Below are 22571 nucleotides of genomic sequence, written 5' to 3' on the forward strand. Positions count from 1 at the left end.
GGCTGCCCAGGGCCAGGCCCTCGAAGCCCACGAAGGTCGGGCCCTTGAGCAGGTAGATGCCGCTGGCGCTGATCGTGCGGCCGAGCACGGTCCCCGACCCGCTCAGCAGCGCCGCACGGTCGCCGTACCCGGACAGGTCCTTCACGGAGGTCCTGAGGTGCAGGGCCGCCGGTGCGTTCGCGGAATTGGCGATCAGCTGCGGGACGCGGGCCTCCTCCTGGGTCCACACGGACTGCGCCGCGGTTGCGCTCGCGGCCGTGGCCACCTGGACGGTGAGCACCTGGAGCCCGGACGAGTAGATGCACTCCTTCGTCCCGCCGGACAGGGACTCCTCCTTGCCCCGGAACGTGCCACCACCGAACAGCGTCGACGCCTGCGCGGCCGTGACGAGGCGGCACGGGTCGTAGGAGGTCGGCGCGGCGGCAGCGGACGCCGGCGGGCTCGACGCCGACGCGCTGCTGGTCGCCGGCGTCGGGCTCGAGGCCGGCGTGCTGGCGTCGCTCGTCACCGAGGTCACCGGGGCTGCGGTGCCGGTGCCGCCGCTCGACGGGTTCGTGGGTGCGGACGAGCAGGCCGCCATCGTCAGCGCGAGGGCGCCGAGAGCGACCATCGGCAGGGCACGCGAGCGCCGGACGGAGGTGGAGGAACGACCGGTCATGGCAACCCCCTGATCCCTGCACCCCGGCCGCGCGGACGCCGTGCGATCAGCGCCCGACGCCGAGAGCTCTCGAGGCCGAGGTCAGGATCCGCCCGCGCGGGCCTGCTGTCCATAGGGTGCGACGGTCGCCGGCCGGATTCTTAAGAAGGAGAGGCGTTCTCGCGGTCGCAGGACCATCGGTACCCCCGTCACGAGGTGCGGCGCGAGGCCGTGGGCGGGCCGCGCGGGCGTCAGCCCGGGGGCCAGGTCATCGAGCGGCCGCCGAGCACGTGCAGGTGCACGTGGAACACCGTCTGGCCGCCGTCGCGCCCGGTGTTGAACACGAAGCGGTAGCCGTCGTCGAGGCCCTCCGCGGCCGCGACCGCGGCCCCGGCCGCGAGCAGGCGCCCGGCGAGGCCGGCGTCCGCCGCGGCGAGCTCGGCCACGTTCTCGTGGTGCTCGCGCGTCACCACGACCACGTGCGTCGCGGCCTGGGGGTTGATGTCGCGGAAGGCGACGAACTCGTCGGTCTGGTGCACGACCGTGGCCGGGACGTCGCCGGCCACGATGCCGCAGAACAGGCAGTCGCTCATGCCCCGACGCTAGTCGACACGGGTACCGCCGCGGGCCGCACCCGCGACAGCCGCCGCACCCGATGCCCGCGCCGCGGGCGCCGGGTCAGCTCCGCGGGCGCCAGCGCTTCCACAGCGCGGCCGCCGTCGCCCGGGTCTTGCCGTCGAAGACGAGCTCGACGTCGACGGTCATCTGCCCCTCGTCGGCCGCGGTGACGACGGCCCGCAGCTCCACCGGCTCGTGCAGCGGCGAGGGCCGCAGGTAGCGCACGTCGAGCCCCGCGGTCACGTACGACAGGGCCGCACCGGGCAGCACCGGGATCCCGAGCCGCTGCGACTCGAGCATCACCGCCGCCGCGCTGTGGCAGTCGAGCACCGTCGAGATGATGCCGCCGTTGAGGTAGCCCAGGCCGTTGTCGTGCTCGGGCCAGGGCATGAACGCCGCCGTCACGACGTGGTCGTCGTCGTACGCCGGGCCAGGGTAGCTGCGCAGCCGCAGGCCCTTCGGGTTGCCGTGGCCGCAGCCGAAGCACGGCAGGTCCGGGTACAGCTGCTCCTGGATGCTCAGCCCGTCGGTCACCGGGGTCACCACCCGTTCCGGTGCACGAGCTCGTCGACCGGGCGCCGGCGGCGCGTGCGCGCGGAGGACGTCTGCGACAGCGGGTCGGCGTCGGCCGCGAGGCCCAGCGCGATGTAGCCGGCGGGCCGCAGCCCCTCCGGCACGCCGAACCTGCGCAGCACCTCCTCCTCGCCGTGGGCCACGCCGAAGAACCAGGCCCCGAGTCCCTCCTCGACCGCCGCGAGCAGCATGCACATCGAGGCCATGCCGGCGTCGACGTACCAGAAGGGCACCGGCCACCGCTGCTCGTCGCCGAGCCCGTGCGGCTCCTTGTCCGGCAGGGAGTAGCGCGCCAGGTAGGCGGCCTTGTGCGCCAGCGGGACGACGACCACCGGCGCGAGCCGGGACCGGTCCTCGTCGTCCATGGGGTCGTCCGGGTCGTCGGTGGCGGTCCAGAACCAGGCGACCGCCTCGGGATCGTCGAGCACGAGGTACTCGTTGCCCTGCGTGAAGCCCGCGGACGGCGCGTGCAGCACGCTGGCCAGCACGCGGTCGAGGGCGTCCCGCGGCACCGTGTCCGGCCGGAAGGCCCGCACCATCCGTCGTCGGCGCAGCGTCTCCCACAGCTCCATCGCGTCCCTCCTCGTCGGTCGACCCGGTCAGGCTAGGACGTCGGCGGCCGGCCGGCCCTCAGTCCCAGCGGCCCGACGCCGCGAGCAGCACCGCGGCGGCCACGGCGCCGGCCGTCGAGGTGCGCAGCACCGACGGCCCGAGCCGCACCGCGACGGCGCCCGCGGAGGCGAACCGCGCCACCTCGTCGTCGGTGAGGCCGCCCTCGGGCCCGACGACCAGGAGCACGTCGCCCTCGGCCGACGGCCGCAGCGTTGAGAGCCGCTCCGCCGCCTCCTCGTGGAGCACGAGCGCCGTGCCCCCGGCTTGCACCGTCGCGGCCACGAGCGCCGCCACGTCGCCGGTGCCCGCGACGTCGAGCACGTCGGGCACCCACGGCCGGCGCGACTGCTTGGCCGCCTCGCGCGCGGTCGCCCGCCAGCGCTCCAGCCCGCGCGCCACCTTCTCGCCGCGCCACTGGGCGACCGAGCGCGACGCGGCCCACGGCACCACGGCGTCGACACCCACCTCGGTCATCAGCTCGACCGACAGCTCGCCCCGCTCCCCCTTGGCGATCGCCTGGACGACGACGAGCCTCGGCGCCGGGACGGGGTGGTCCGTGCAGGAGGTGACCGTCACCTCGAGGCGGTCGCGCCCGGGCACAGCGGCGACGAGCCCGCCGACGACGCGGCCACGGCCGTCGCCGAGCAGCACCGCCTCCCCGACTCCGAGGCGCTTGACGGTCGCCGCGTGCCGGCCCTCCGGGCCCTCGAGGGTCACCAGAGCGCCGACGTCCCCGACGAGGGACGCCGGCGGCACGAGGAAGAACGGCGCGGTCACCCGCCCATCATGGCGGGTGACCGCGCCGTGTCCTGGCCCTGCCGGACCCGGTGTCAGGTCAGGGGAAGCTGACGACCGTGACCGGGACGTCCGGGTTGGCGATCGACGACGAGCCGCCGACGTCGTTGATCACGTGGTCGATCGCCCCGTGCCCGTTCACGGCGTCGAGGAAGATCGTGAGCATGTCGTGCATCGCGATGCCTGGACCCGACGGCGCCTGGAAGGCCCTGGAGGCGTGGATGTCGGGGCCGACGTTGAAGAACGAGTAGCTCCCGAGCCCCCATGCCTCGTGGCTCTCGACCGAGCCGCCCACCTGGTAGGCCGCATACCCGTCCGACCCGCCGTGGCGCCACGAGCGCTGGTCCGGCACGTCGTAGGGCATCTCGTTCTGGAAGAAGATCGTCCGGCCGCGCTCACCGTTCCAGACGACCTCCGTCTTCTGGTAGTGCTCCACGAAGAGCCCGGTGGCCTGGACGTCGTCGCCGTTGACCACGAGCCCCGTGTCGGCCGTGTTGCTCGTCCAGCCGACCCCCGATCCGTGATCGGCCCGCCAGGCCCACACGTCGTCGAGCAGCGTGTGGTCGGCGTTCACCACGAGGCTCTTCGACGCCTTGCCCGCGTGCGGGCCGCCGATGCGGAAGAAGACGTCCTGGAGCGCGGTCGGGACCGCGGCCTGGGCGGGCGACTCCGAGTCGTCGTCCCCCACCACCATGAGGGCCGAGGCGTTGCGCGGACCGGCGTCGATCATGAGACCGGCGACCGTCACCGACGGCGCCTCGGTCCGCAGGACGGTGGCTCCGCGGGCCGAGGTCAGCGTGGCCATGCCCATGCCGAGCACCACGGTGCCGGCGCGCTCGACCTTGATGGTGCGGTCGACCGAGTAGACCCCGGGCTCGAACAGCAGGTTCCGGCCGCTGCGCAGGGCCCGGTTGATCGCGGCCACCGAGTCGCCCGGCGCGGCGACGTAGAAGCTCGACAGCGGCAGGGAGGTGCCGGCCTGCGACCCGGACGCCCAGGTCGTCCCGGAGGAGTCGTGGCGGACCGCCGGCACGAAGACGTTCCACGATCCGTCGTCCGCGACGTAGAGGAACGGCTTCTCGCGACTCACCGGGGTCGTGCTCAGCGTGGTGTACGGACCGCCGCACGAGGCGTCGGCGGGGAAGCAGGTGCCGGGAGCGCCGGTGACGCCCGAGAACACCTGGTTCCAGACGCCGTTGCTCCATCCGCCGATCTCGCTGTCGCGCACGTAGTACTGCTGCTGCGAGCCGTTGATGACGAATCCGGTGCGGGAGTCGGCCATGAACCCGCCGCTCGCGAACGACGGGCCGCTGCAGTAGTCCATGAACGTGAGGTTGCCGCCCTCGATGTTCACGCGACGGACCGGCGCAGCCTGCGACGCCGCCCAGAAGTCCCCGGACGCGTAGCAGCCGGACTGCCCCATCACGTTGATGGTGAGGTTCGACATCGAGCGCCAGAAGTTGTTGAGCGCCACGCAGTAGCCGTTGTCGCACTGGTTGTAGACGTCCACGTGGCCGTTGATGACGACGTCGGTCGGGCTCAGGCCGAGCCCGGCCACCTCGGTGTAGTAGCCGACCTGGATGACCAGCGGCTGGTCGACCGTGCCGTAGGTGCCCGGCTTGAACAGCAGCGAGTACCGCTGCTCGCCGAACTGGTTGGTGACCTGCTGCGCGGCGACGGCGTCCACCCGGGCCTGGATGTCGCTCACCGGCATCGACGGGTCGAACACCAGCACGTTCGGGCCGAGGTCGGGGTCGCCGGCCGGCACGGCGGCCGCTGGGCCGACCGCGGCCACACCGCCGAGCGCCACGGTGGCTGCGGCCAGGGCCGCGAGGGCGGCCCGGCGCCACCGTCGGCGGCGCGTGACGGGGACGGGCACGGGAGCCGAGAGAGCGCTCTCTCGACGGAGCTGCACAACCATCTGCACGGACCTGCCTCTCGGAAGAGCTCACGTGAGCGGGGAGCTCTCGGACGTGGGTGCAGCGGGCCTGCACCCCGGGCGCCGAGCCGCCCGCGGCGTCGTCGCGGCGGGGGCGGGGCCCCGCCTTTCTACTGGCCCTGCGCGGAGCGGTCAACAGATGTCGCCGATCCCGCCCCGATGGGACGCCCGGCGCCACCGTCAGGCGGACTCCCGCACGACGAGGCCTACCGGCAGCACGACCGCCCCACCGAGCAGGTCGACGTCCTCGAGCCCGGGAACAGGGTCCAGCAGCAGCTCGGGCCGCTCGTGGGCGACCAGCATCCGCACCATGGCGCGGCCCTGGAGCACGGTCTCCTGGCGCACGGTCGTGAGCGCCGGAGTGGACACGGCGGCCGCGTCGATGTCGTCGAAGCCGACGACGGCGACGTCGTCGGGCACCCGGCGTCCGGCGGCGGCCAGGGCTCGCAGCGCACCGAGCGCCATCAGGTCCGAGGCGGCGAACACCGCGTCGAGGTCCGGGACCCGGTCGAGCAGCCGCCGCGTCGCGGCCTCGCCCCCGGCCGTGGTGAAGTCGCCGTGCTCGACCCGGGAGGCACGGAACCGGCGCCCCAGGCCGGCTCGGTATCCCGCGAGGCGGTCGATGCCCGCGCTCATGTCCTGCGGCCCGGTGACCGTGCCGACCACGCTGCGACCGGACGCCAGCAGGTGGCGGACCGCGAGGGTGGCCCCCGCGACGTTGTCGTTGTCGACGTACCGGATCTCCTCGTCGGGCACGACGGGCCGGCCGCCGACGACGAACGGCACGCCGCGTCGACGGAACGACCGCGGCCACGGATCGTCCTGGGCGTGCTCGGAGATGAGCAGGACCCCGTCGATCGGTGCCGTGGCGAGGTAGCGGTCGACGCGTCCGCGGTCGGACGTGGACTGCGCCATCAGCAGCAGCATGTGCAGGCCTGCGGCCTGGCACTCCTGGTTGATGCCGCGGACGATGCCGCTGAAGAACGGGTCGCCGAACACGCGGTGGTCCGGCTCGGCCACCACGAGGGCGACCGTGTCGGTGCGGCGGGTCACGAGCGAGCGGGCGGCATGGTTGGGCGTGTAGCCCAGCTGCGTCACGGCGGCCTCGACCCGGGCGCGCAGCTCCGCGTCGACGCTCGGCAGCCCGTTGACCACGCGCGACACGGTCGCCCGGGACACGCCTGCGAGCGCCGCCACCTGCTCGAGGTTGGGTCGCCCGCTCGCCGCGTCTCGCCGCTGCACGCCAGGAGTCTGCTGCATCGGCACCCGGTCAGGAGTTGAAGGCGTCCTTGAGGCGCGAGAACAGGCCGCCGTGGCTCGCGTTGGACTGGACCGCCCCGGCGGGGCGCTCCTCGTCGCGCAGGGCCGCCAGCTCGCGCAGCAGCTCGGTCTGGCGCTCGTCGAGCTTGGTCGGCGTCACGACGTCGACGTGCACGTGGAGGTCGCCGCGGCCGGCGCCGCGCAGGTGCGCGACCCCCTTCTGGCGCAGGGTGATGACGTGGCCGGACTGCGTGCCCGGGCGCACGTCGAGCGACTCGGCGCCGTCGAGCGACTCGAGCTCGATCGTGGTGCCCAGCGCCGCCGCCGTCATGGGCAGCGAGACCGTGCAGTGCAGGTCGTCGCCCTGCCGCGTGAAGACCTCGTGCGGGGCCTCCACCACCTCGAGGTAGAGGTCGCCGGCGGGGCCGCCGCCGGGCCCGACCTCCCCCTCGCCGGACAGCTGGATGCGGGTGCCGGTGTCGACGCCGGGCGGCACCTTCACCGTGAGCGTGCGGCGGGTGCGCACCCGGCCCTCGCCCGAGCACTCCGGGCAGGGGTGCGGGATCAGGTTGCCGTAGCCCTGGCACTGCGGGCACGGGCGCGAGGTCATCACCTGGCCGAGGAACGAGCGCTGCACGGACTGTACCTCGCCGCGACCGTGGCACATCGAGCACGGGACCGGCTCGGTGCCCTCCGCGGTGCCTGCACCGGAGCACACCCCGCACACCACCGCGGTGTCGACGGTGAGCTCGCGGGTCGCCCCGAACGTCGCCTCGGCCAGGGTCACCTGGAGGCGGATCAGCGCGTCCTTGCCCCGCGCCGCGCGCGGGCGCGGGCCGCGGGACTGGGTGCCGAAGAACGCGTCCATGATGTCGCCGAAGCCGAAGCCCTGGCCGAACCCGCTCGGGCCGCCGCCACCGCGCGGGTCGCCGCCGAGGTCGTACATCTGGCGCTTGTCCGGGTCGGAGAGCACCTCGTATGCGGCGGTGACCTCCTTGAAGCGGTCCTGCGTCTCCGGGTCCGGGTTGACGTCCGGGTGCAGCTCGCGCGCGAGCCGCCGGTAGGCGCGCTTGATCTCCTCGGACGTCGCGTCGCGCGACACGCCGAGGACCCCGTAGTAGTCGGTGGCCACCGTGCTCCCTACTGCTGGTCGGTGAGGATGCGCCCGAGGTAGCGGGCGACGGCGCGCACCGAACCCATCGTCCCGGGGTAGTCCATGCGGGTCGGGCCGACGACGCCGAGCTGCGCGACGACCTCGTCGCCGCGCGCGTAGCCGACCGTGACGACGGAGGTGGAGGTGAGCCCCTCGACCTCGTTCTCCCGGCCGATGCGCACCGTGAGCGCGTCGCTGGAGCGGCTCTCGCCCAGCAGGCGCAGCAGCACCATCTGCTCCTCGAGCGCCTCGAGGACGGGTCGCACGGCGCCGTTGAAGTCCTCGTCGAACGTCGCGAGGTTGGCGGTGCCCGCGAGCATCACGCGCTCCTCGTGCCGCTCGACGACGGTCTCGATGAGCGTCGCGACGACCGCGCTCACCGCGCGGCGCTCCTCGGCCTCGAAGCCGTCGGCGAGGTCGCCCACGCGCTCGGCGACGTCGACGAGCCGCACCCCCACGACGGCGTCGAGCAGCCGCGTGCGCAGCCGGCCGAGCAGGTCGTCGTCGATCGGCGCGCCGGTCTCGACCACGCGCTGCTCCACCCGGCCGGTGTCGGCGATGAGCACGAGCAGCACCCGCGTGGGGACGATGCCGACGAGCTCGATGTGTCGCACCGTGGAACGGGTGAGCGACGGGTACTGGATCAGCGCGACCTGCCGGGTGAGCTGCGCGAGCAGCCGGACCGACCGGGTCATGACGTCGTCGAGGTCGACGGCGCCGTCGAGGAACGAGCCGATCGCCCGTCGCTCGGCCGCGGAGAGCGGCTTGACCTGCGAGAGCCGGTCGACGAACACGCGGTAGCCCTGGTCGGTGGGGACCCGGCCGGCGCTGGTGTGCGGCTGCGCGATGAGCCCCTCGTCCTCGAGGGCGGCCATGTCGTTGCGGATCGTGGCCGGGCTCACGCCGAGGGCGTGGCGCTCCACCAGGCTGCGCGACCCGACCGGCTCGTGCGTGGCGACGTAGTCCTCGACGATCGCGCGCAGCACGGCGAGGCGACGGTCCTCCACCACGGGCGGCACCTCCTGTCGACGCACGGACGGGACGGGACGGGCGCGCGGCGCCGGGGCACCGCCTGGCACTCGCGCCGACCGAGTGCCAAGTCTACGACGCGGCGAGCGCTCCCGCCGCCGCGGCGCGGCGCGGCCGGGGGTCGACGCCGGGTCCGCCTACAGTCGAGCGGTCCGCGTCCCGCCCACCCGGAGGAAGCCCGTGCCCGTCCGTCGCCGCCGGCCCGGGGCCCGCCGTCACCCCGGCGCCGGAGCCTCACCCACGGCAGGCCGCCGATGAGCGACCGCTACGGGCGCGACGTGCTCGCGGCCGACCCGCACGCCCCGCGCCGCCGCGTCGTGGCCGAGGTCGAGGCCGTGCCGGACCTCGTGGCCGAGTGCGCCGAGTCCGGCTTCTGCGGCGCGGTGGTGGGCCTGGAGAAGGGCACCGACGGCTGGGCCGTGGTGCTGGAGGACCGGCACGGGACGCGCCGCCCCTTCGCGCTGCGACCCGCCGCGTTCCTCGTCGACGGCGAGCCGGTGACGCTCGTGCGGCCGCAGCCGACGGCGGCACGCACCGGCCCGGCACGCACGGCGTCGGGCTCCTTGGCCGTCGCGGACCTGCGCGCGCGCACCGCCCGCGGCTCGCGGATCTGGGTCGAGGGCCTGCACGACGCCGAGCTGGTGGAGCGCGTGTGGGGCCACGACCTGCGGGTCGAGGGCGTGGTGGTGGAGCCGCTGCACGGCGCCGACGACCTCGTCGCGCTCGTGGACGGCTTCGCCCCCGGCCCGGGCCGGCGGCTCGGCGTGCTGCTCGACCACCTCGTGCCCGGGTCGAAGGAGACGCGGATCGCCGAGGAGGTCCGGCGCCGCCACCCCGTGCACATCACGGTGCTCGGCCACCCCTACGTCGACGTGTGGCAGGCGATCCGCCCCCAGGTGCTGGGCATCGAGGCGTGGCCGGTCGTGCCGCCGGGGCGGCCGTGGAAGAACGGCGTCCTCGCCGCCCTCGGCCGGCCCTCGAGCACTCCCGAGGACGTCGCGTCCGGATGGCGGTGGCTGCTGGGTCATGTGCGGACGTACGCCGACCTCGAGCCGAGCCTGCTGGGCCGGGTGGAGGAGCTCATCGACGCGGTCACGGCCTGACCTCACCCCGGATCGCGGCCCCGCGCGCCTGCTCCGCCCCGCCTCCTCCGTACGGGCGGGTCCTCTCGTCCGACCGGCGAGATCCCCCCACTGCGGCGTCAAGATCGCTACGGTGACGACACAGGTCGCGCCGCGTCGGGCAGGCCGCGCCCGAGTCCGAGGAGGAACGCCCCCATGACCGACCAGTTCCCGCCCGAGGGCGAGCCCACGCCGCCCGGTGGCGAGTCGACCCCGCCGCCTCCGCCCCCGCCTCCCCCGCCGCCGCCCGCAGCCGGCGGAACCCCGCCGCCCCCGCCTCCCCCGCCGCCGCCGGCAGGAGGCGGGATGCCTCCCGCACCGGCGTACGCCACCGACCCCGCCACCGCGCCGTGGTCGGTCGGCAACGCCTTCACTTACGCCTGGGCCAAGTTCCAGCAGTACCTGTCCGCGATCCTCATCGCGATGCTGATCCTGTTCGTGATCGGCGCGATCATCTCGTTCATCTGGTTCGTCGTGATCGGCATGCTCACCCGCGCGTTCTCCTCCACGGAGACGATCAGCGGCATCACCGTCACGACCGCGTCGCCCGGGTTCTTCATCACCCTGGTGCTCGGGGCCCTCGGCGCGCTCGTCTACTACACGGTCTACGGCTTCATCCAGGCAGCCATCGCCCGGGCGGCCCTGGCGATCACCGAGGGCCGTCCCGTCGACACCGCGCTGATCCTGTCCACCGACAAGCTCGGTCCGATCATCGTGACCGCTTTCCTGGTGTCGGTGTTCACGGCCATCGGCTACCTGTTCTGCGGGATCGGCTCCCTCGTGGTGTCGTTCTTCCTGACGTTCACGTTCTACTTCCTGCTCGACCAGAACCTCGCGCCGTTCGACGCCATCAAGGCGAGCTTCAACCTGGTCAAGGACAACCTCGCTGACGTGTTCATCCTGTTCATCGTCTCCGCGGTGGTCACCTTCATCGGGTTCCTCCTCTGCTTCGTCGGCATCATCGTCGCGGCGCCGCTCGTCGTGATCGCCACGGCGTTCACGTACAAGAAGCTGACCAACCAGGCGGTCGCCGCCTGAGCGGTCGGTCGCCAGCAGTCCGCAGGTGAGGGGCGGGACCCGTGAGGGTCCCGCCCCTCACCCATGTCACTGGTGACACGGCCGCTTCTCGGTGCCCGTAGCGGCCGTGTCACCAGCGATGTGCACATGCGGGATCGGCGCCCCGCCCCCACCATGGGAGGACGTCGGCCGCCGGCCGGCACCGGGGAAGGAGGGCGATGACGCGTCGCGAGGGCGACCTGCCCCCGGGCGACCCGCCGCCCCGCCCCCACCACGAGACGACGCCGGGGGCGCCGCCGTTCGGCCGACCCCCGATGGGCGAGGACGAGGGCCCGCTGACCCCGCACGAGGAGCGGCTCTACTCGATGCTCGCGCACCTGTCCCAGGTGGCGGGGCTGGTGGTGGCGCCCATGCTGCTCATGGCCATGCTCGGACGGCGCTCCCTGTTCGTCGACCGCAACGCCCGCGAGGCGTTCAACCACCAGGTCACGTACGTCGTGCTGGTCGTGGCCGGCGGCGTCGCCGCGCTGCGCGGCGACGGCGTGGTGCCGGTCGCCGTGGCGGTCGGCTACGGCCTGGTCTTCGCCGCCCTCGCCGCCCTGCGCTCGTGGCGCGGTGCGCTGTTCCACTACCCGCTGGCCATCCCCTTCCTGCGCTGACGGCGCGGGCCCGGGCCCGCGGGCGCGGGCCCGCGGTCAGTCGACGAGGTCGCGCACGAGCGCGTCGGCCAGCAGGCGCCCGCGCAGCGTGAGCACGAGCCGGCCCTCGTCGAGGGCGGCCGGCTCCGCGAGACCGTCCCGCACGGCGCGGCTCGCCGCCGCGCGACCGTCGTCGTGCAGCAGCGCGAGCGGCAGGCCCTCCCGCAGCCGCACCCGCAGGAGCACGTCCTCGACCCGCCGGTCCTCGGCGTCGAGCAGCTCGCGGGCCTGGGCCGGGCTGGCCCCCGACTGCAGCCGCTCGGCGTACGCCTTGGGGTGCCGCACGTTCCACCACCGCACCCCGCCCACGTGCGAGTGCGCACCGGGCCCGATCCCCCACCAGTGCTCGCCCCGCCAGTAGCCGAGGTTGTGCCGGCACTCGCCGCCGGGCCGCGCCCAGTTGCTCACCTCGTACCAGGCCAGGCCCGCGGCCGAGAGCGTCTCGTCGACCTGCACGTAGCGGTCGGCCGCGACGTCGTCGTCGACGTCGGGCAGCTCGCCCCGGCGGATCCGGGCGGCCAGGCGCGTGCCGTCCTCCACGATGAGCGAGTACGCCGACACGTGGTCCACCCCGCTGGCGACGGCGTCGCCCAACGTGACGGCCAGGTCGTCCGCGGTCTCCCCCGGCGTCGCGTAGATGAGGTCGACGCTCACGTGCTCGAACCCGGCCGCCCGCGCCTCGGCCACGGTCGCCACCGCCCGGCCCGGCGTGTGCGTGCGGTCGAGCACCGCCAGCACGTGCGGCGCGCTGCTCTGCAGCCCGAACGACACGCGCGTGAAGCCGCTCTCGCGCAGGGCCGCGAGGCCTTCGGCGTCGATCGAGTCGGGGTTGGCCTCGGTGGTCACCTCGGCGCCGGGCGCGAGGCCGAACTCGTCGCGCACCGTCGCGAGCACCCGAGCGAGGTCGGCCGGGGGCAGCAGGGTGGGCGTGCCGCCGCCGACGAAGACGGACCCGACCGGCAGGTCGCGGTCGCCGAGCACCCGGCGCGCGAGCCGCACCTCGGCCACGGCCTGCTCGGCGTACGTCGACCGCGAGACGCCGGGCCCGAGCTCGTCGGCGGTGTAGGTGTTGAAGTCGCAGTAGCCGCACCGCGTGGAGCAGAACGGCACGTGGAGGTACAGCCGGAACGGGCGCGAGCCCAGCTCGGCCAGCGCCGCCGCCGGCAGCGACCCGTCCGTGGGCGCGGGATCTCCCGGAGGCGGCTGGGACGGCACGCCGCGACCCTACGCCGCGCTCAGACGTTGTCCTGCACGCGCGTGCCCAGGATCCCCTCGGGCCGGAACACCATCACCAGGATGAGCACGGAGAACACCACGGTCTGGCTCCACCCCTGGCCCAGGCCGTAGGGCAGGCCGTCGTTGAACGCCTGGATCTCGCCGATGAGGTAGCCGCCGAGCACCGCACCGGGCAGGTTGCCGACGCCGCCCAGCACGGCTGCGGTGAACGCGATGAGGCCGAACTGGTAGCCGTCGGAGTAGTTCGTGTTGCCGAAGGTGGCGAAGTACAGCAGGCCCGCGGCGCCGGCCATCGCGCCGCCCACCGCGAAGGTGAACGCGATCGTGCGGTCGACGTCGATGCCCATGAGCCGCGCGGCGTCGTGGTCCTGCGACGTGGCCCGCATGGCCAGGCCCCGCCGCGTGCGCCGCACCACGAACGACAACGCCAGCAGCAGCGGGATCGTGGCGCCGGTGATGACGATGCTCGACCAGGCGATCGAGACCGGGCCGATCCGCAGGCCGTCGTTGGGCACCACGGTCGACCACGTGCGCTGCCCGGACCCGTTGAGCAGCAGGCCGAGCCACTGGAACACGAAGCTGAGCCCCACGGCCGCGATGAGGGCGGTGACCCGCGGCGCCCTCCGAAGCCGGCGGAACACCAGCCGCTCGGCGGTGACGTTCACCCCCGCGCCCAGCGCCATCACGACCGCCATGACCACCAGCGCGAGCAGCCAGTTGCGCAGCCCGGGAGCGTCGGCGCCGAAGTGCTGCACGAGGAGGATGGAGGAGGCCACCGAGGCGAGCATGAACAGGTCGCCGTGGGCGAAGTTGATCAGCCCGATGATCCCGTACACCAGCGTGTAGCCCAGTGCGATGAGCGCGTAGAGCGAGCCGGAGCGCAGGCCGGCCACGGCGACGGCCACCCACTGCTCGGGCGCCGCGACCAGGTTCCACACCAGCCACGCCGCGAGGGCGACGAGCAGCAGCACGCCGAGGTAGCGGCCGACCCGGGTGCGCAGTGCGAGGACGGGACGCGAGTCGGCGATCTCCGGGGTGGTGATGGTCACGCGTGCGGGATCCGTCCTGCACGACGGCGCCCGCGCCGGTGCGGGGCCGGGACGCGGGCGCCGGCCACGGGCTAGGAGTACATCGAGTTCAGGACGTCGGCGTAGTTGGTCTCGACGACCTTGCGCTTGATCTTCAGGCTCGGGGTCAGCTCGCCGGCCTCGATCGAGAGGTCACGGGGCAGGATCCGCACGTCCTTGATCGTCTCCCAGCGGTTGAGCCCCTTGTTGAGCTCGACCAGGGCGTCGCGGACGGTCTTCTCCACCTTGGGGTCGCGGGCCCAATCCTCCATGCCGCCGGCGATCCCCTCGGCCTCGGCGAAGCCCTCGGTGACGTCGGGGTCGAGCGTCACCAGCGCCGTGGCGTAGTTGCGCCCGTTGGCGTGCACGACGACGTTGCCCAGGATCGGGCACAGCGCCTTGAACCGGGACTCGATGAGGCTCGGGGCGATGTACTTGCCGCCCGAGGTCTTGATGAGGTCCTTCTTGCGGTCGGTGATCCGCACGTGGCCCTCGTCGTCGATCTCGCCGATGTCGCCGGTGGCGAGCCAGCCGTCGCCGACGAGCATCTCGGCAGTGGCGTCGGCGAGGTTGTGGTAGCCGCGCATCACGCCGCCGCCGCGCACGAGGATCTCGCCGTCGTCGGCGATGCGGACCTCGGTGCCGGGCAGCGGCCGGCCGACGGTGCCGACGACGTTCTTGCCCGGCCGGTTGACGATGGTGCCGGCGGAGGTCTCGGTGAGGCCGTAGCCCTCGAGGATCGGCAGGCCCACCGCGGCGAACCAGCCGCCCACGTCCTTCGACAGCGCCGCGCTGCCGGAGACGAAGTACTCGACCCGCCCGCCCATGCGCTCCTTGACCTTGGAGAACACGAGCCGGTCGGCCACGGCGTGCTGCGCCTTGAGCGTGACGGGCACGTCGCGGCCGGCTGCCTCGCGGGCGGCGACGTCGGACCCGACGCCGATCGCCCAGTCGAAGATCTTCGCCTTGATCCCGCCCTCCGACGCCGTGGACTGGGTGACGCGCGCGTAGACCTTCTCGAAGATGCGCGGGGCCCCGGCCATGAAGTGCGGCCGGATGACGGCGAGGTTGTCGACGATCTTGTCGACCCGGCCGTCGACCGCGCTGGTGAAGCCGATCTGGAGCTGGGCCGAGAGCAGCACCTTGCCGAAGGAGTGCGACAGCGGGAGCCAGAGGAACTGCACCTGGTCGGGCCGCAGCAGGCCGAGCGCCTCGATCGAGGCGCCCTCGTAGCACCAGTTGTAGTGCGTGAGCTCCACGCCCTTGGGGCGCCCGGTGGTGCCGGAGGTGTAGATCAGCGTCGAGAGGTGCTCGGGGCGCACGGCCTCCGTGGCCCGGGCCACGGCGTGCTCGTCGCCGCCCAGCAGGGTGCGCCCGCGGGCGGCGAGGTCCTCGAAGGTGATGACCCAGTCGTCCTCGCGCAGCGCCGGGTCGACCCCCGAGGTGTCGAGCACGATGACCTTCTCGACCGAGGGCAGGCTCGCGCGCTGCGCGACCAGCTTCGCCAGCTGGCCGGCGTCCTCGGCGACGACGAAGCGCGAGCCGGAGTCGTCGAGGATGAACGCGACGTCCTCCGCCTGCGTGGAGGGGTAGACCGTGGTGGTCGCCCCGCCGGCGCACATCACCGCGAGGTCAGCGAAGATCCACTCGACCCGGGTGCCCATGGCGATCGCCACGCGCTGCTCGGGCTGGAGCCCGAGCGCCAGCAGGCCGGCGGCGAGGTCGGTGACCCGCTGGCCGCTGCGTCCCCAGCTCCACGACTCCCAGCCGCCCGCCGGGTTCGGCGACCGGAACGCCTCGCGGGCCGGGTCGGCCGCCACGCGGGAGTAGAAGAGCGCGCCCAGCGAGGGCGCGATCGGCTTCATCGGCTCGGGCCCCACCGTGGTGCGGCCCGCGCTCGGGACGGGGGCCTCGGCTGCGTCGGACACTGGACCGCTCCTTCACCCTGCCGGCGCACACGGTCGTCCACCGGTCCCGGCAGCGTAGTCGCTCCACCGCGCCGGAGTCGGGTCGTGCGCCAGGCTCCGGCGTCAGCGCCCGAAGGGGCCTGCCGGCCTCACTTGGCCTTGGCGGCCGAGTCGTCGGTGGACAGCGCGGCGATGAAGGCCTCCTGCGGGACCTCGACCCGCCCGACCATCTTCATCCGCTTCTTGCCCTCCTTCTGCTTCTCCAGCAGCTTGCGCTTGCGGGTGATGTCACCGCCGTAGCACTTGGCGAGCACGTCCTTGCGCATGGCCCGGATGGTCTCGCGGGCGATCACCCGCGCGCCGATGGCCGCCTGGATCGGCACCTCGAACTGCTGGCGCGGGATGAGGTCCTTGAGCTTGCTCGCCATGGAGACGCCGTAGGCGTACGCCTTGTCCTTGTGCACGATGGCCGAGAAGGCGTCCACCGGGTCGCCGTGGAGCAGGATGTCGACCTTGACCAGGTCCGAGGACTGCTCGCCGGTGGGCTCGTAGTCGAGCGAGGCGTAGCCGCGGGTCTTGGACTTCAGCGCGTCGAAGAAGTCGAACACGATCTCGGCCAGCGGCAGGGTGTAGCGCAGCTCGACGCGGTCCTCGGACAGGTAGTCCATCCCGAGCAGGGTGCCGCGCCGCGACTGGCACAGCTCCATGATCGCTCCGATGTACTCGCTGGGCGCGAGCACCGTGGCCCGCACGACCGGCTCGTACACCTCGGCGATCTTGCCGGACGGGAACTCGCTGGGGTTGGTGACGGTGAGCTCGCGGCCGTCGTCCATCACCACCCGGTAGACGACGTTGGGCGCGGTGGAGATCAGGTCGAGGCCGAACTCGCGCTCGAGCCGCTCGCGCACGATCTCGAGGTGGAGCAGGCCCAGGAAGCCGCAGCGGAAGCCGAAGCCGAGCGCCACCGAGGTCTCCGGCTCGTAGACCAGGGCGGCGTCGTTGAGCTGGAGCTTGTCGAGGGCGTCGCGCAGCTCCGGGTAGTCCGACCCGTCGAGCGGGTACAGGCCCGAGAACACCATGGGCTTGGGGTCGCGGTAGCCGCCGAGCGGCTCGGTCGCCCCGTGCCGCGCCGCGGTGACGGTGTCGCCCACCCGTGACTGCCGGACGTCCTTCACCCCGGTGATGAGGTAGCCGACCTCGCCGACGCCGATGCCCTCCGACGCCGTCGGCTCCGGTGAGATCACGCCCACCTCGAGCATGTCGTGGACCGCGCCGGTGCTCATCATCGCGATGCGCTCGCGGGTCGAGAGGTGGCCGTCGACCACCCGGACGTAGGTCACCACGCCCCGGTAGGTGTCGTAGACGGAGTCGAAGATCATCGCCCGCGCGGGGGCCGAGGCGTCGCCCACCGGCGGGGGCACGAGCCGCACCACGCTCTCGAGCAGCTCGGCCACGCCCTGGCCGGTCTTGGCGCTCACCGCGAGCACGTCCGTGGGGTCGCAGCCGATGATGCCGGCGAGCTCGGCGGCGTGCTTCTCGGGCTGCGCGGCCGGCAGGTCGATCTTGTTGAGCACCGGGATGATCTGCAGGTCGTTCTCGAGCGCGAGGTAGAGGTTGGCGAGCGTCTGCGCCTCGATCCCCTGCGCGGCGTCCACCAGCAGGATCGCCCCCTCGCAGGCCGCGAGGCTGCGCGAGACCTCGTAGGTGAAGTCCACGTGCCCGGGGGTGTCGATGAGGTTGAGGACGTAGGTGGTGCCGTCCTGCGAGGTGAACGGCAGCCGCACCGCCTGGCTCTTGATCGTGATGCCGCGCTCGCGCTCGATGTCCATCCGGTCGAGGTACTGCGCGCGCATCTGCCGGTCGTCGACCACCCCGGTGATCTGCAGCATGCGGTCGGCCAGCGTCGACTTGCCGTGGTCGATGTGGGCGATGATGCAGAAGTTCCGGATCACCGACGGGTCGGTCGATCCGGGCACGGGGGCGTTCGGGTTGGCCACGGGGTCTGGTCGTCCTCGGCAGTGGGGGCGGCGTGCGGCTCATCGTCGCACGGAGGTGCGGGTCCGGCGTACGTCGACGGGCGCCGCACCCGCAGGTGCGACGCCCGTCAGGGAACGTGCAGGGTCAGGCGCCGGCCTGCAGCGCGGCGGCCTTGGCCGCGATCGCCGACTTGCGGTTGGCGGCCTGGTTCTTGTGGATGACGCCCTTGGACGCGGCCTTGTCGAGGGCGCGCGAGGCGGTCTTGGCCAGCTCGGTGGCGGCAGCGACGTCGCCGGCGTCCGCGGCCTCGCGGAACTTGCGCACGTGCGTCTTGAGGGCCGACTTGGTCGACTTGTTGCGCAGGCGCGCGGCCTCGTTCGTGCGGTTGCGCTTGATCTGCGACTTGATGTTCGCCACGGTCTGCCAATCGCCTTCGGGTCAGGGTCGTACGGGGGTCGTACCAGGTCAGGGGGACGCGCGGACGCATGGGACGCGCTGCGCGACACGCCAGGTTACCCGGGGGGCAGGTCCCGGGCCAAATCGCGGGTGCCGCCCGTGGCGGGCCGGCGCGGCCGAGGGCCGACGGCGCCGTCAGCGCCCCCGGCGCCGGGCGACCACGCGCAGCAGGGTGCGCTCCAGGACGTGGACCCCCTGGTCGCGGTCGAGGCCCTCCTGGCTCATCGTGCGCCCGGAGACCTCGCGGCCCTTGACGGCCGCGTCGGCGACGGCGAGCGCCACGAGCGCGTCGGCCAGCACCGCGGGGTGCCAGGCCCCCGCCTGCTCGCGCAGCGTGCGCACCTTGAACGGGGGGACGCCGGCCTCGCGCGCCACGTCGGCCTCGCTGGCCCCCCGCGGCATGGAGGCGACCCGGGCCAGCCCGCGCAGGCCGCCCGCGACCGCCGCGGTGAGCGCGGGACCGATGCCGGGGTCGTTGGCCAGGGCGAACCGGCTGCGCCGCATGACCTCGGCCGAGCGGCCCCCGATCACGGCGTCGGACACGAGGTAGCCGGGCACGTCGGCGACGCCGTCGTAGTACAGGGACACGGCCTCGGCGGTGACCGGGTCGTGCTCGACGTCGCTGACCAGCTGGGCGCAGGCCGCGGCCAGCGAGCGCAGGTCGTCGCCGATCGCGAGCCGCAGCGCGGCGACGGCGTCCGGAGTGGCCCGGCGTCCCGTGGCGGCCAGCTCGCGCCCGACGAACTCGTCGACGGCGCGGCCCTTCGCCTTCTCGCACGGAGCGACGTGGAACCCGGCCTTGGTCAGCGCCTCCGCCACCTTGCGGCCCTTGACCCCGCCGGGGTGCACGACCACGAGCCGCACCGAGCCCTCCGCCGCCGCGTCCACCAGGGCGGCGACCACGGCGTCGTCGGCCTGCTCGGCCCCTCGCGCGATGACGACGCCAGCGTCGCCGAACAGGTTGGGCGAGCAGGCCTCCACCAGCGTGCCCAGAGCGGTGTCCGAGGCGAGGTCGACGTCGCGACGCTCCACCGCCGGATCCGCCCGGCGCGCGTCGGCCAGCACCGCGGAGACCACCCGCTCGGCGAGGAAGTCCTCCGCGCCGAGGGCCAGCACGGCCTGCTGCGAGGCGGCCTGCACCTCGGGATCGGTGGCGGCGCTCGCCGGCCGGGAGGGTGCGCGGCGGCTGGGAGGGGGCGTCATGACGTGCCGAGCATGCCACGCGCCGCCGACCGCGGGCGGCGACCCGGCCGGTCAGGGCCCGCGGTGCAGCAGCACCACACCGTGGGCGGCATCGGCGACGACGGCGAGGTCGCCGTCGAGGTCGGTGCGGCCCACGACCGCGCCCACCGCGCGGTAGGCCGCCACGGTGCCCGGGCTGGGGTGGCCGTAGTCGTTGTCGAGGCCCACACCCACCAGGGCCACGGCCGGGTGGGTCGTGGCCGCCCACGCGGGCGACTGCTTGGCCGACCCGTGGTGCGGCACCTTCACGACGTCGACCCGCCCGAGCACCCCGGAGGCGAGCACGGCCTCCTGCGCGGCCGTCTCGAGGTCGCCGTCGAGGAGCACGGTCACACCGCCGACGTCCCCGAGCAGCACCACGCTCGCGTTGTTGGGGTCGCTGCCCTCGCCGCGCAGCAGGCGGGTGGGCCAGACCACGCGCAGGTGGACCGCGCCGACCGACCACCGGTCGCCCGGGGCGGCCACCCGCGGCGACAGGCCGCGGGCGGCCAGCCAGCGGGTCACCCGCGCGACCTCGCCGACCGGCTCCCCCAGCGGCGAGACGACGACGGCGGACACGGGCCGGCCGCGCAGCGCCCCCTGGGTCCCCTCGACGTGGTCGGCGTGGAAGTGCGACAGCACCAGCAGCGGCACCCGGCTCACGCCCAGCCGGCGCAGGCAGGCGTCCAGCCTGGCCGGGTCGGGTCCGGTGTCGACGAGCACCGCCGCGCCGTCGCCGGCGTTGAGCACGGTGGCGTCGCCCTGGCCGACGTCGCACATCGCCACCCGCCAGCCCGGCGGCGGCCACGCCGCGCCGAACGGGACCTGCGCGGGTGGCGCGACCGCCACGAGTCCGCCGACGGCGGCCACGGCGAGGCAGGCGCGCGCGACGGCGCCGCCCTGCCGCCGGGCGAGCCAGGTCGCCGCACCGGCCAGCAGCAGCAGCGCCGCGAGGCCGAGCGCGCCGGCCCACCCCCGCGGCCAGGGCAGCGGGGGCAGCAGCTCCGCACAGGTGCGCGCCACCCGCGCGATCCAGGCCACGGCCCACGCCGCGGGCAGCGCCACCACCGCGGCGCCGGCCGGCCACACCAGCCCGAGCAGTCCCGCCACGAGCCCGAACGAGGTGGCCGGCGCGACGGCGGGCTCGGCGAGCAGGTTGGCCGCCACTCCCCCGACCGGGAGGCCCCCGCCTATCCCGGCCACCAGCGGGGCCACGGCAACCTGGGCCGCGGCGCTCACCGCGAGCACCGCGGCCAGCACCCCGACGACGCGACGCACCCGTCCGGGCGGTCTCGGGCGCTCGCGCCAGCGCACGGCCAGCACCAGGAGCGCAGCGGTTGCCAGCGCCGACATCGCGAAGCCCACCGAGAGCGCGAGGAACGGGTCGAGCAGCACGAGCGCCCCCAGGGAGAGCCCGAGCGCGTCGAGGGGCCGCACCTCGAGGTCGGCGAGGACGGCGAGCAGCACGACCGCCGTCATCGCCGCCGCGCGCACCACCGACGGCTGCGGCCGGGCGACGACGACGTAGGCGAGCACCGCCAGCCCGACGAGCAGCACCTGAGCCCGGCCCCGGCGCACGCCCAGCGCGCGGGCGGCACCGAGGGCGAGCAGCACCACGACGGCGACGTTGCCGCCGGACACGGCCGTGAGGTGCGCGAGGCCGGAGTCGCGCATGGCCGTGTCGAGCTCGTCGGGCACGCCGGACACGTCGCCGACGACGAGGCCCGGGAGCAGGCCGGCCGACTCGGCCGGCCGGTCGCGCACGGTGCGGCGCAACGACTCGCGCAGGGCTCCCGCCGCCCCCTGCACGACCGGTGGCGCTCCCACCTCGGCGACCGACTCGGCCACCAGCGTGGCCGCTCGCCCCCGCACGACGTCGCCGGGCAGCAGCCGGCCGGTCGCCACCAGGCGCGTGCCGGGGAGCAGCCGGCCGACGTCCGCCGTGGTGAGCAGCCGCACCGGGAGGTCGACGGCGACCGGCGCCCCGCCGCCGCGGGCCACCGCGAGGGCCGCGGCGTCGAGCTGCCACTCGTCATCGGTGCGCCGCGACCCGCGCGTGGACCCGGCCCGCGGCGCGGCGTCGGTGGTGGTGACGACCTCGGCGCGCACCAGCGGCCGGTCGGCGGCCCACTCGGCCACCGGGCCGGACACCAGCGGCAGCACCCGCCAGGCGACGACCGCGGCGGCGCCGGCCGAGAGCGCCGCTGCGAGCAGGGCGGCGCGGAGCGCGCGGCGCCCGGCGCGGCCGCGCAGGAGGAGGACGCCGACGAGCACGAGCGCGATCACGCAGCCGGCGCCTGCGACGGCGGCGCGGACGCCGGCCGTCGCCGCCACCGCGAGCAGCACCGCCGTGGCGACCCAGAGCCAGAGGCCCGCCGCGAGGGCCCTCACACCCGCACCAGCGGGGCCAGCCGCGCGAAGGTGACGGCGCCGATGCCGGACACCTCGCGCAGCTGGTCGACCGAGCTGAACCGGCCGTGCGCGGCACGCCAGTCGAGGATCCGCCCCGCGGTCACCGGGCCGACGCCGGGCAGGGCGTCGAGCTCGGTCAGGGTCGCGCTGTTGAGGTCGACCGGGGCGGTGGGCCCCGTGGCGCCCTCGCCCGGCGTGCCGGGCGCGACGGCGCCGGCGGTCGGCACGTCCGCCGACACCACGACCTGCTCGCCGTCGACGACCGGGCGGGCCAGGTTGAGCCCGCCGCTGCCGCCGCCGCGCACGAGGCCGCCGGCGGCGGCCACGGCGTCGGCCACGCGGGAACCGGCCGGCAACGTGACCAGGCCCGGGTGCCGCACCTGGCCGAGCACCTGCACGACGACGGTGTCCGGCACCGCGGGGCTCGCGGAGCCGGACGCGACCGTGGCGCCGGCCGGGGACGTCGTGGACCCGGCGGACGGGCCGGCCGACCCAGCGACGCCCGCACCGGGGGTCGCGAGCGGCAGAGGCGTGCCCGGCACGAGCTCGACCGGGCTCGCCGTGCCGCCGACCGTGACCCGCAGGAGCACCCACACCACCGCCGCGGTGGCCCCGACGGAGAGCAGCACGACCCGGAGCGGGGCGCGCCCGACCACGGCGGCCGCCGGGGGCGCGTCCCCGTCCGTCGGCGGGAAGTCCGCCGGCCCGGGCTCGGCGGCGTCCGGCCCGGACCGCCCCGCAGCCAGCGCGGCGAGGCGCTCGCGGACGACGTCGGGGTCGATCCGGCGTCGGGGCAGCGGCAGCACGCGGGGACGCTAGGCGCGCCGGGCGAGGGATCCGCCG

Annotated in this window: 18 protein-coding genes and 2 pseudogenes; 3 read left to right on the top strand and 17 right to left on the bottom strand. The window is 74.6% G+C overall.

The window, feature by feature from the left end:
- Nucleotides 1-300: 300 nt before the first annotated feature.
- The 9 genes and pseudogenes from GC157_14100 to hrcA all read right to left on the bottom strand — a co-directional run bounded on the left by GC157_14100 (nucleotide 301) and on the right by hrcA (nucleotide 8597).
- Nucleotides 301-471: pseudogene (locus GC157_14100) on the bottom strand (electron transporter RnfB).
- 417 nt (nucleotides 472-888) lie between these two features.
- Complete coding sequence (locus GC157_14105) at nucleotides 889-1230, bottom strand: HIT domain-containing protein (protein MBI1378595.1); 342 nt, start codon at nucleotides 1228-1230, stop codon at nucleotides 889-891.
- Between the two features lie 85 nt (nucleotides 1231-1315).
- Nucleotides 1316-1789: a PaaI family thioesterase gene (locus tag GC157_14110; GenBank protein ID MBI1378596.1), complete on the bottom strand. Its 474-nt coding sequence runs from the start codon at nucleotides 1787-1789 to the stop codon at nucleotides 1316-1318.
- Between the two features lie 5 nt (nucleotides 1790-1794).
- Nucleotides 1795-2400: a nitroreductase family protein gene (locus GC157_14115; GenBank protein MBI1378597.1), complete on the bottom strand. Its 606-nt coding sequence runs from the start codon at nucleotides 2398-2400 to the stop codon at nucleotides 1795-1797.
- A 58-nt stretch (nucleotides 2401-2458) separates the two neighbouring features.
- Entirely contained in the window at nucleotides 2459-3217 is a 759-nt protein-coding gene (locus GC157_14120) for a 16S rRNA (uracil(1498)-N(3))-methyltransferase (GenBank protein MBI1378598.1), read from the bottom strand.
- A gap of 58 nt (nucleotides 3218-3275) precedes the next feature.
- On the bottom strand, nucleotides 3276-5114 hold the full coding sequence (locus tag GC157_14125) for an adenylyl cyclase (GenBank protein MBI1378599.1): 1839 nt from the start codon (nucleotides 5112-5114) through the stop codon (nucleotides 3276-3278).
- Between the two features lie 240 nt (nucleotides 5115-5354).
- A complete protein-coding gene (locus GC157_14130; protein MBI1378600.1) occupies nucleotides 5355-6434 on the bottom strand; it encodes a LacI family DNA-binding transcriptional regulator in 1080 nt (359 codons plus the stop codon).
- Nucleotides 6435-6444: 10 nt separating this feature from the next.
- Nucleotides 6445-7566 (bottom strand): molecular chaperone DnaJ, encoded by a 1122-nt coding sequence (dnaJ, locus tag GC157_14135; GenBank protein MBI1378601.1) that lies wholly within the window; start codon nucleotides 7564-7566, stop codon nucleotides 6445-6447.
- 8 nt (nucleotides 7567-7574) lie between these two features.
- Nucleotides 7575-8597 (bottom strand): heat-inducible transcriptional repressor HrcA, encoded by a 1023-nt coding sequence (hrcA, locus tag GC157_14140; protein MBI1378602.1) that lies wholly within the window; start codon nucleotides 8595-8597, stop codon nucleotides 7575-7577.
- 297 nt (nucleotides 8598-8894) lie between these two features.
- Here hrcA and GC157_14145 point away from each other — a divergent pair, with 297 nt between their 5' ends.
- The 3 genes and pseudogenes from GC157_14145 (at nucleotide 8895) to GC157_14155 (ending at nucleotide 11413) form a co-directional block, all read left to right on the top strand.
- Nucleotides 8895-9719, top strand: coding sequence for a DUF3097 family protein (locus GC157_14145; GenBank protein MBI1378603.1), 825 nt, complete (start codon nucleotides 8895-8897; stop codon nucleotides 9717-9719).
- Nucleotides 9720-9956: 237 nt separating this feature from the next.
- Nucleotides 9957-10043, top strand: a pseudogene (locus GC157_14150) (RDD family protein).
- Nucleotides 10044-10972: 929 nt separating this feature from the next.
- The gene (locus GC157_14155; GenBank protein ID MBI1378604.1) at nucleotides 10973-11413 is read left to right on the top strand and encodes a DUF4870 domain-containing protein; all 441 of its coding nucleotides are present in this window, start codon (nucleotides 10973-10975) and stop codon (nucleotides 11411-11413) included.
- A gap of 36 nt (nucleotides 11414-11449) precedes the next feature.
- Here GC157_14155 and GC157_14160 read toward each other — a convergent pair whose 3' ends face one another.
- The 8 genes from GC157_14160 to GC157_14195 form a co-directional block, all read right to left on the bottom strand.
- A complete protein-coding gene (locus GC157_14160; protein ID MBI1378605.1) occupies nucleotides 11450-12667 on the bottom strand; it encodes a coproporphyrinogen III oxidase in 1218 nt (405 codons plus the stop codon).
- A 20-nt stretch (nucleotides 12668-12687) separates the two neighbouring features.
- On the bottom strand, nucleotides 12688-13737 hold the full coding sequence (locus GC157_14165; GenBank protein MBI1378606.1) for a branched-chain amino acid ABC transporter permease: 1050 nt from the start codon (nucleotides 13735-13737) through the stop codon (nucleotides 12688-12690).
- Nucleotides 13738-13808: 71 nt separating this feature from the next.
- On the bottom strand, nucleotides 13809-15620 hold the full coding sequence (locus GC157_14170) for an AMP-binding protein (protein MBI1378607.1): 1812 nt from the start codon (nucleotides 15618-15620) through the stop codon (nucleotides 13809-13811).
- Between the two features lie 191 nt (nucleotides 15621-15811).
- Nucleotides 15812-17638 (bottom strand): elongation factor 4, encoded by a 1827-nt coding sequence (lepA, locus tag GC157_14175; protein ID MBI1378608.1) that lies wholly within the window; start codon nucleotides 17636-17638, stop codon nucleotides 15812-15814.
- 145 nt (nucleotides 17639-17783) lie between these two features.
- Nucleotides 17784-18056 carry a 30S ribosomal protein S20 gene (locus tag GC157_14180; GenBank protein ID MBI1378609.1) on the bottom strand — a complete coding sequence of 91 codons (273 nt, stop codon included), beginning with the start codon at nucleotides 18054-18056 and terminating at the stop codon, nucleotides 17784-17786.
- 174 nt (nucleotides 18057-18230) lie between these two features.
- On the bottom strand, nucleotides 18231-19298 hold the full coding sequence (locus tag GC157_14185; protein MBI1378610.1) for a DNA polymerase III subunit delta: 1068 nt from the start codon (nucleotides 19296-19298) through the stop codon (nucleotides 18231-18233).
- Between the two features lie 51 nt (nucleotides 19299-19349).
- A complete protein-coding gene (locus GC157_14190) occupies nucleotides 19350-21707 on the bottom strand; it encodes an MBL fold metallo-hydrolase (protein MBI1378611.1) in 2358 nt (785 codons plus the stop codon).
- Nucleotides 21704-22534 carry a hypothetical protein gene (locus tag GC157_14195; protein ID MBI1378612.1) on the bottom strand — a complete coding sequence of 277 codons (831 nt, stop codon included), beginning with the start codon at nucleotides 22532-22534 and terminating at the stop codon, nucleotides 21704-21706. The genes GC157_14190 and GC157_14195 overlap by 4 nt, the downstream gene beginning before the upstream one ends.
- Nucleotides 22535-22571 lie beyond the last annotated feature (37 nt).

This window comes from Frankiales bacterium (genome assembly GCA_016125335.1).
Classification (GTDB): domain Bacteria; phylum Actinomycetota; class Actinomycetes; order S36-B12; family CAIYMF01; genus Longivirga.

What these genes read in the sequence shown, in the direction of transcription:
- GC157_14115 (MBI1378597.1), bottom strand. Translation starts at nt 2,400, where the DNA reads ATGGAGCTGTGGGAGACGCTGCGCCGACGACGGATGGTGCGGGCCTTC.
- GC157_14170 (MBI1378607.1), bottom strand. Translation starts at nt 15,620, where the DNA reads ATGAAGCCGATCGCGCCCTCGCTGGGCGCGCTCTTCTACTCCCGCGTG.
- GC157_14105 (MBI1378595.1), bottom strand. Translation starts at nt 1,230, where the DNA reads ATGAGCGACTGCCTGTTCTGCGGCATCGTGGCCGGCGACGTCCCGGCC.
- GC157_14130 (MBI1378600.1), bottom strand. Translation starts at nt 6,434, where the DNA reads ATGCAGCAGACTCCTGGCGTGCAGCGGCGAGACGCGGCGAGCGGGCGA.
- GC157_14185 (MBI1378610.1), bottom strand. Translation starts at nt 19,298, where the DNA reads ATGACGCCCCCTCCCAGCCGCCGCGCACCCTCCCGGCCGGCGAGCGCC.
- GC157_14155 (MBI1378604.1), top strand. Translation starts at nt 10,973, where the DNA reads ATGACGCGTCGCGAGGGCGACCTGCCCCCGGGCGACCCGCCGCCCCGC.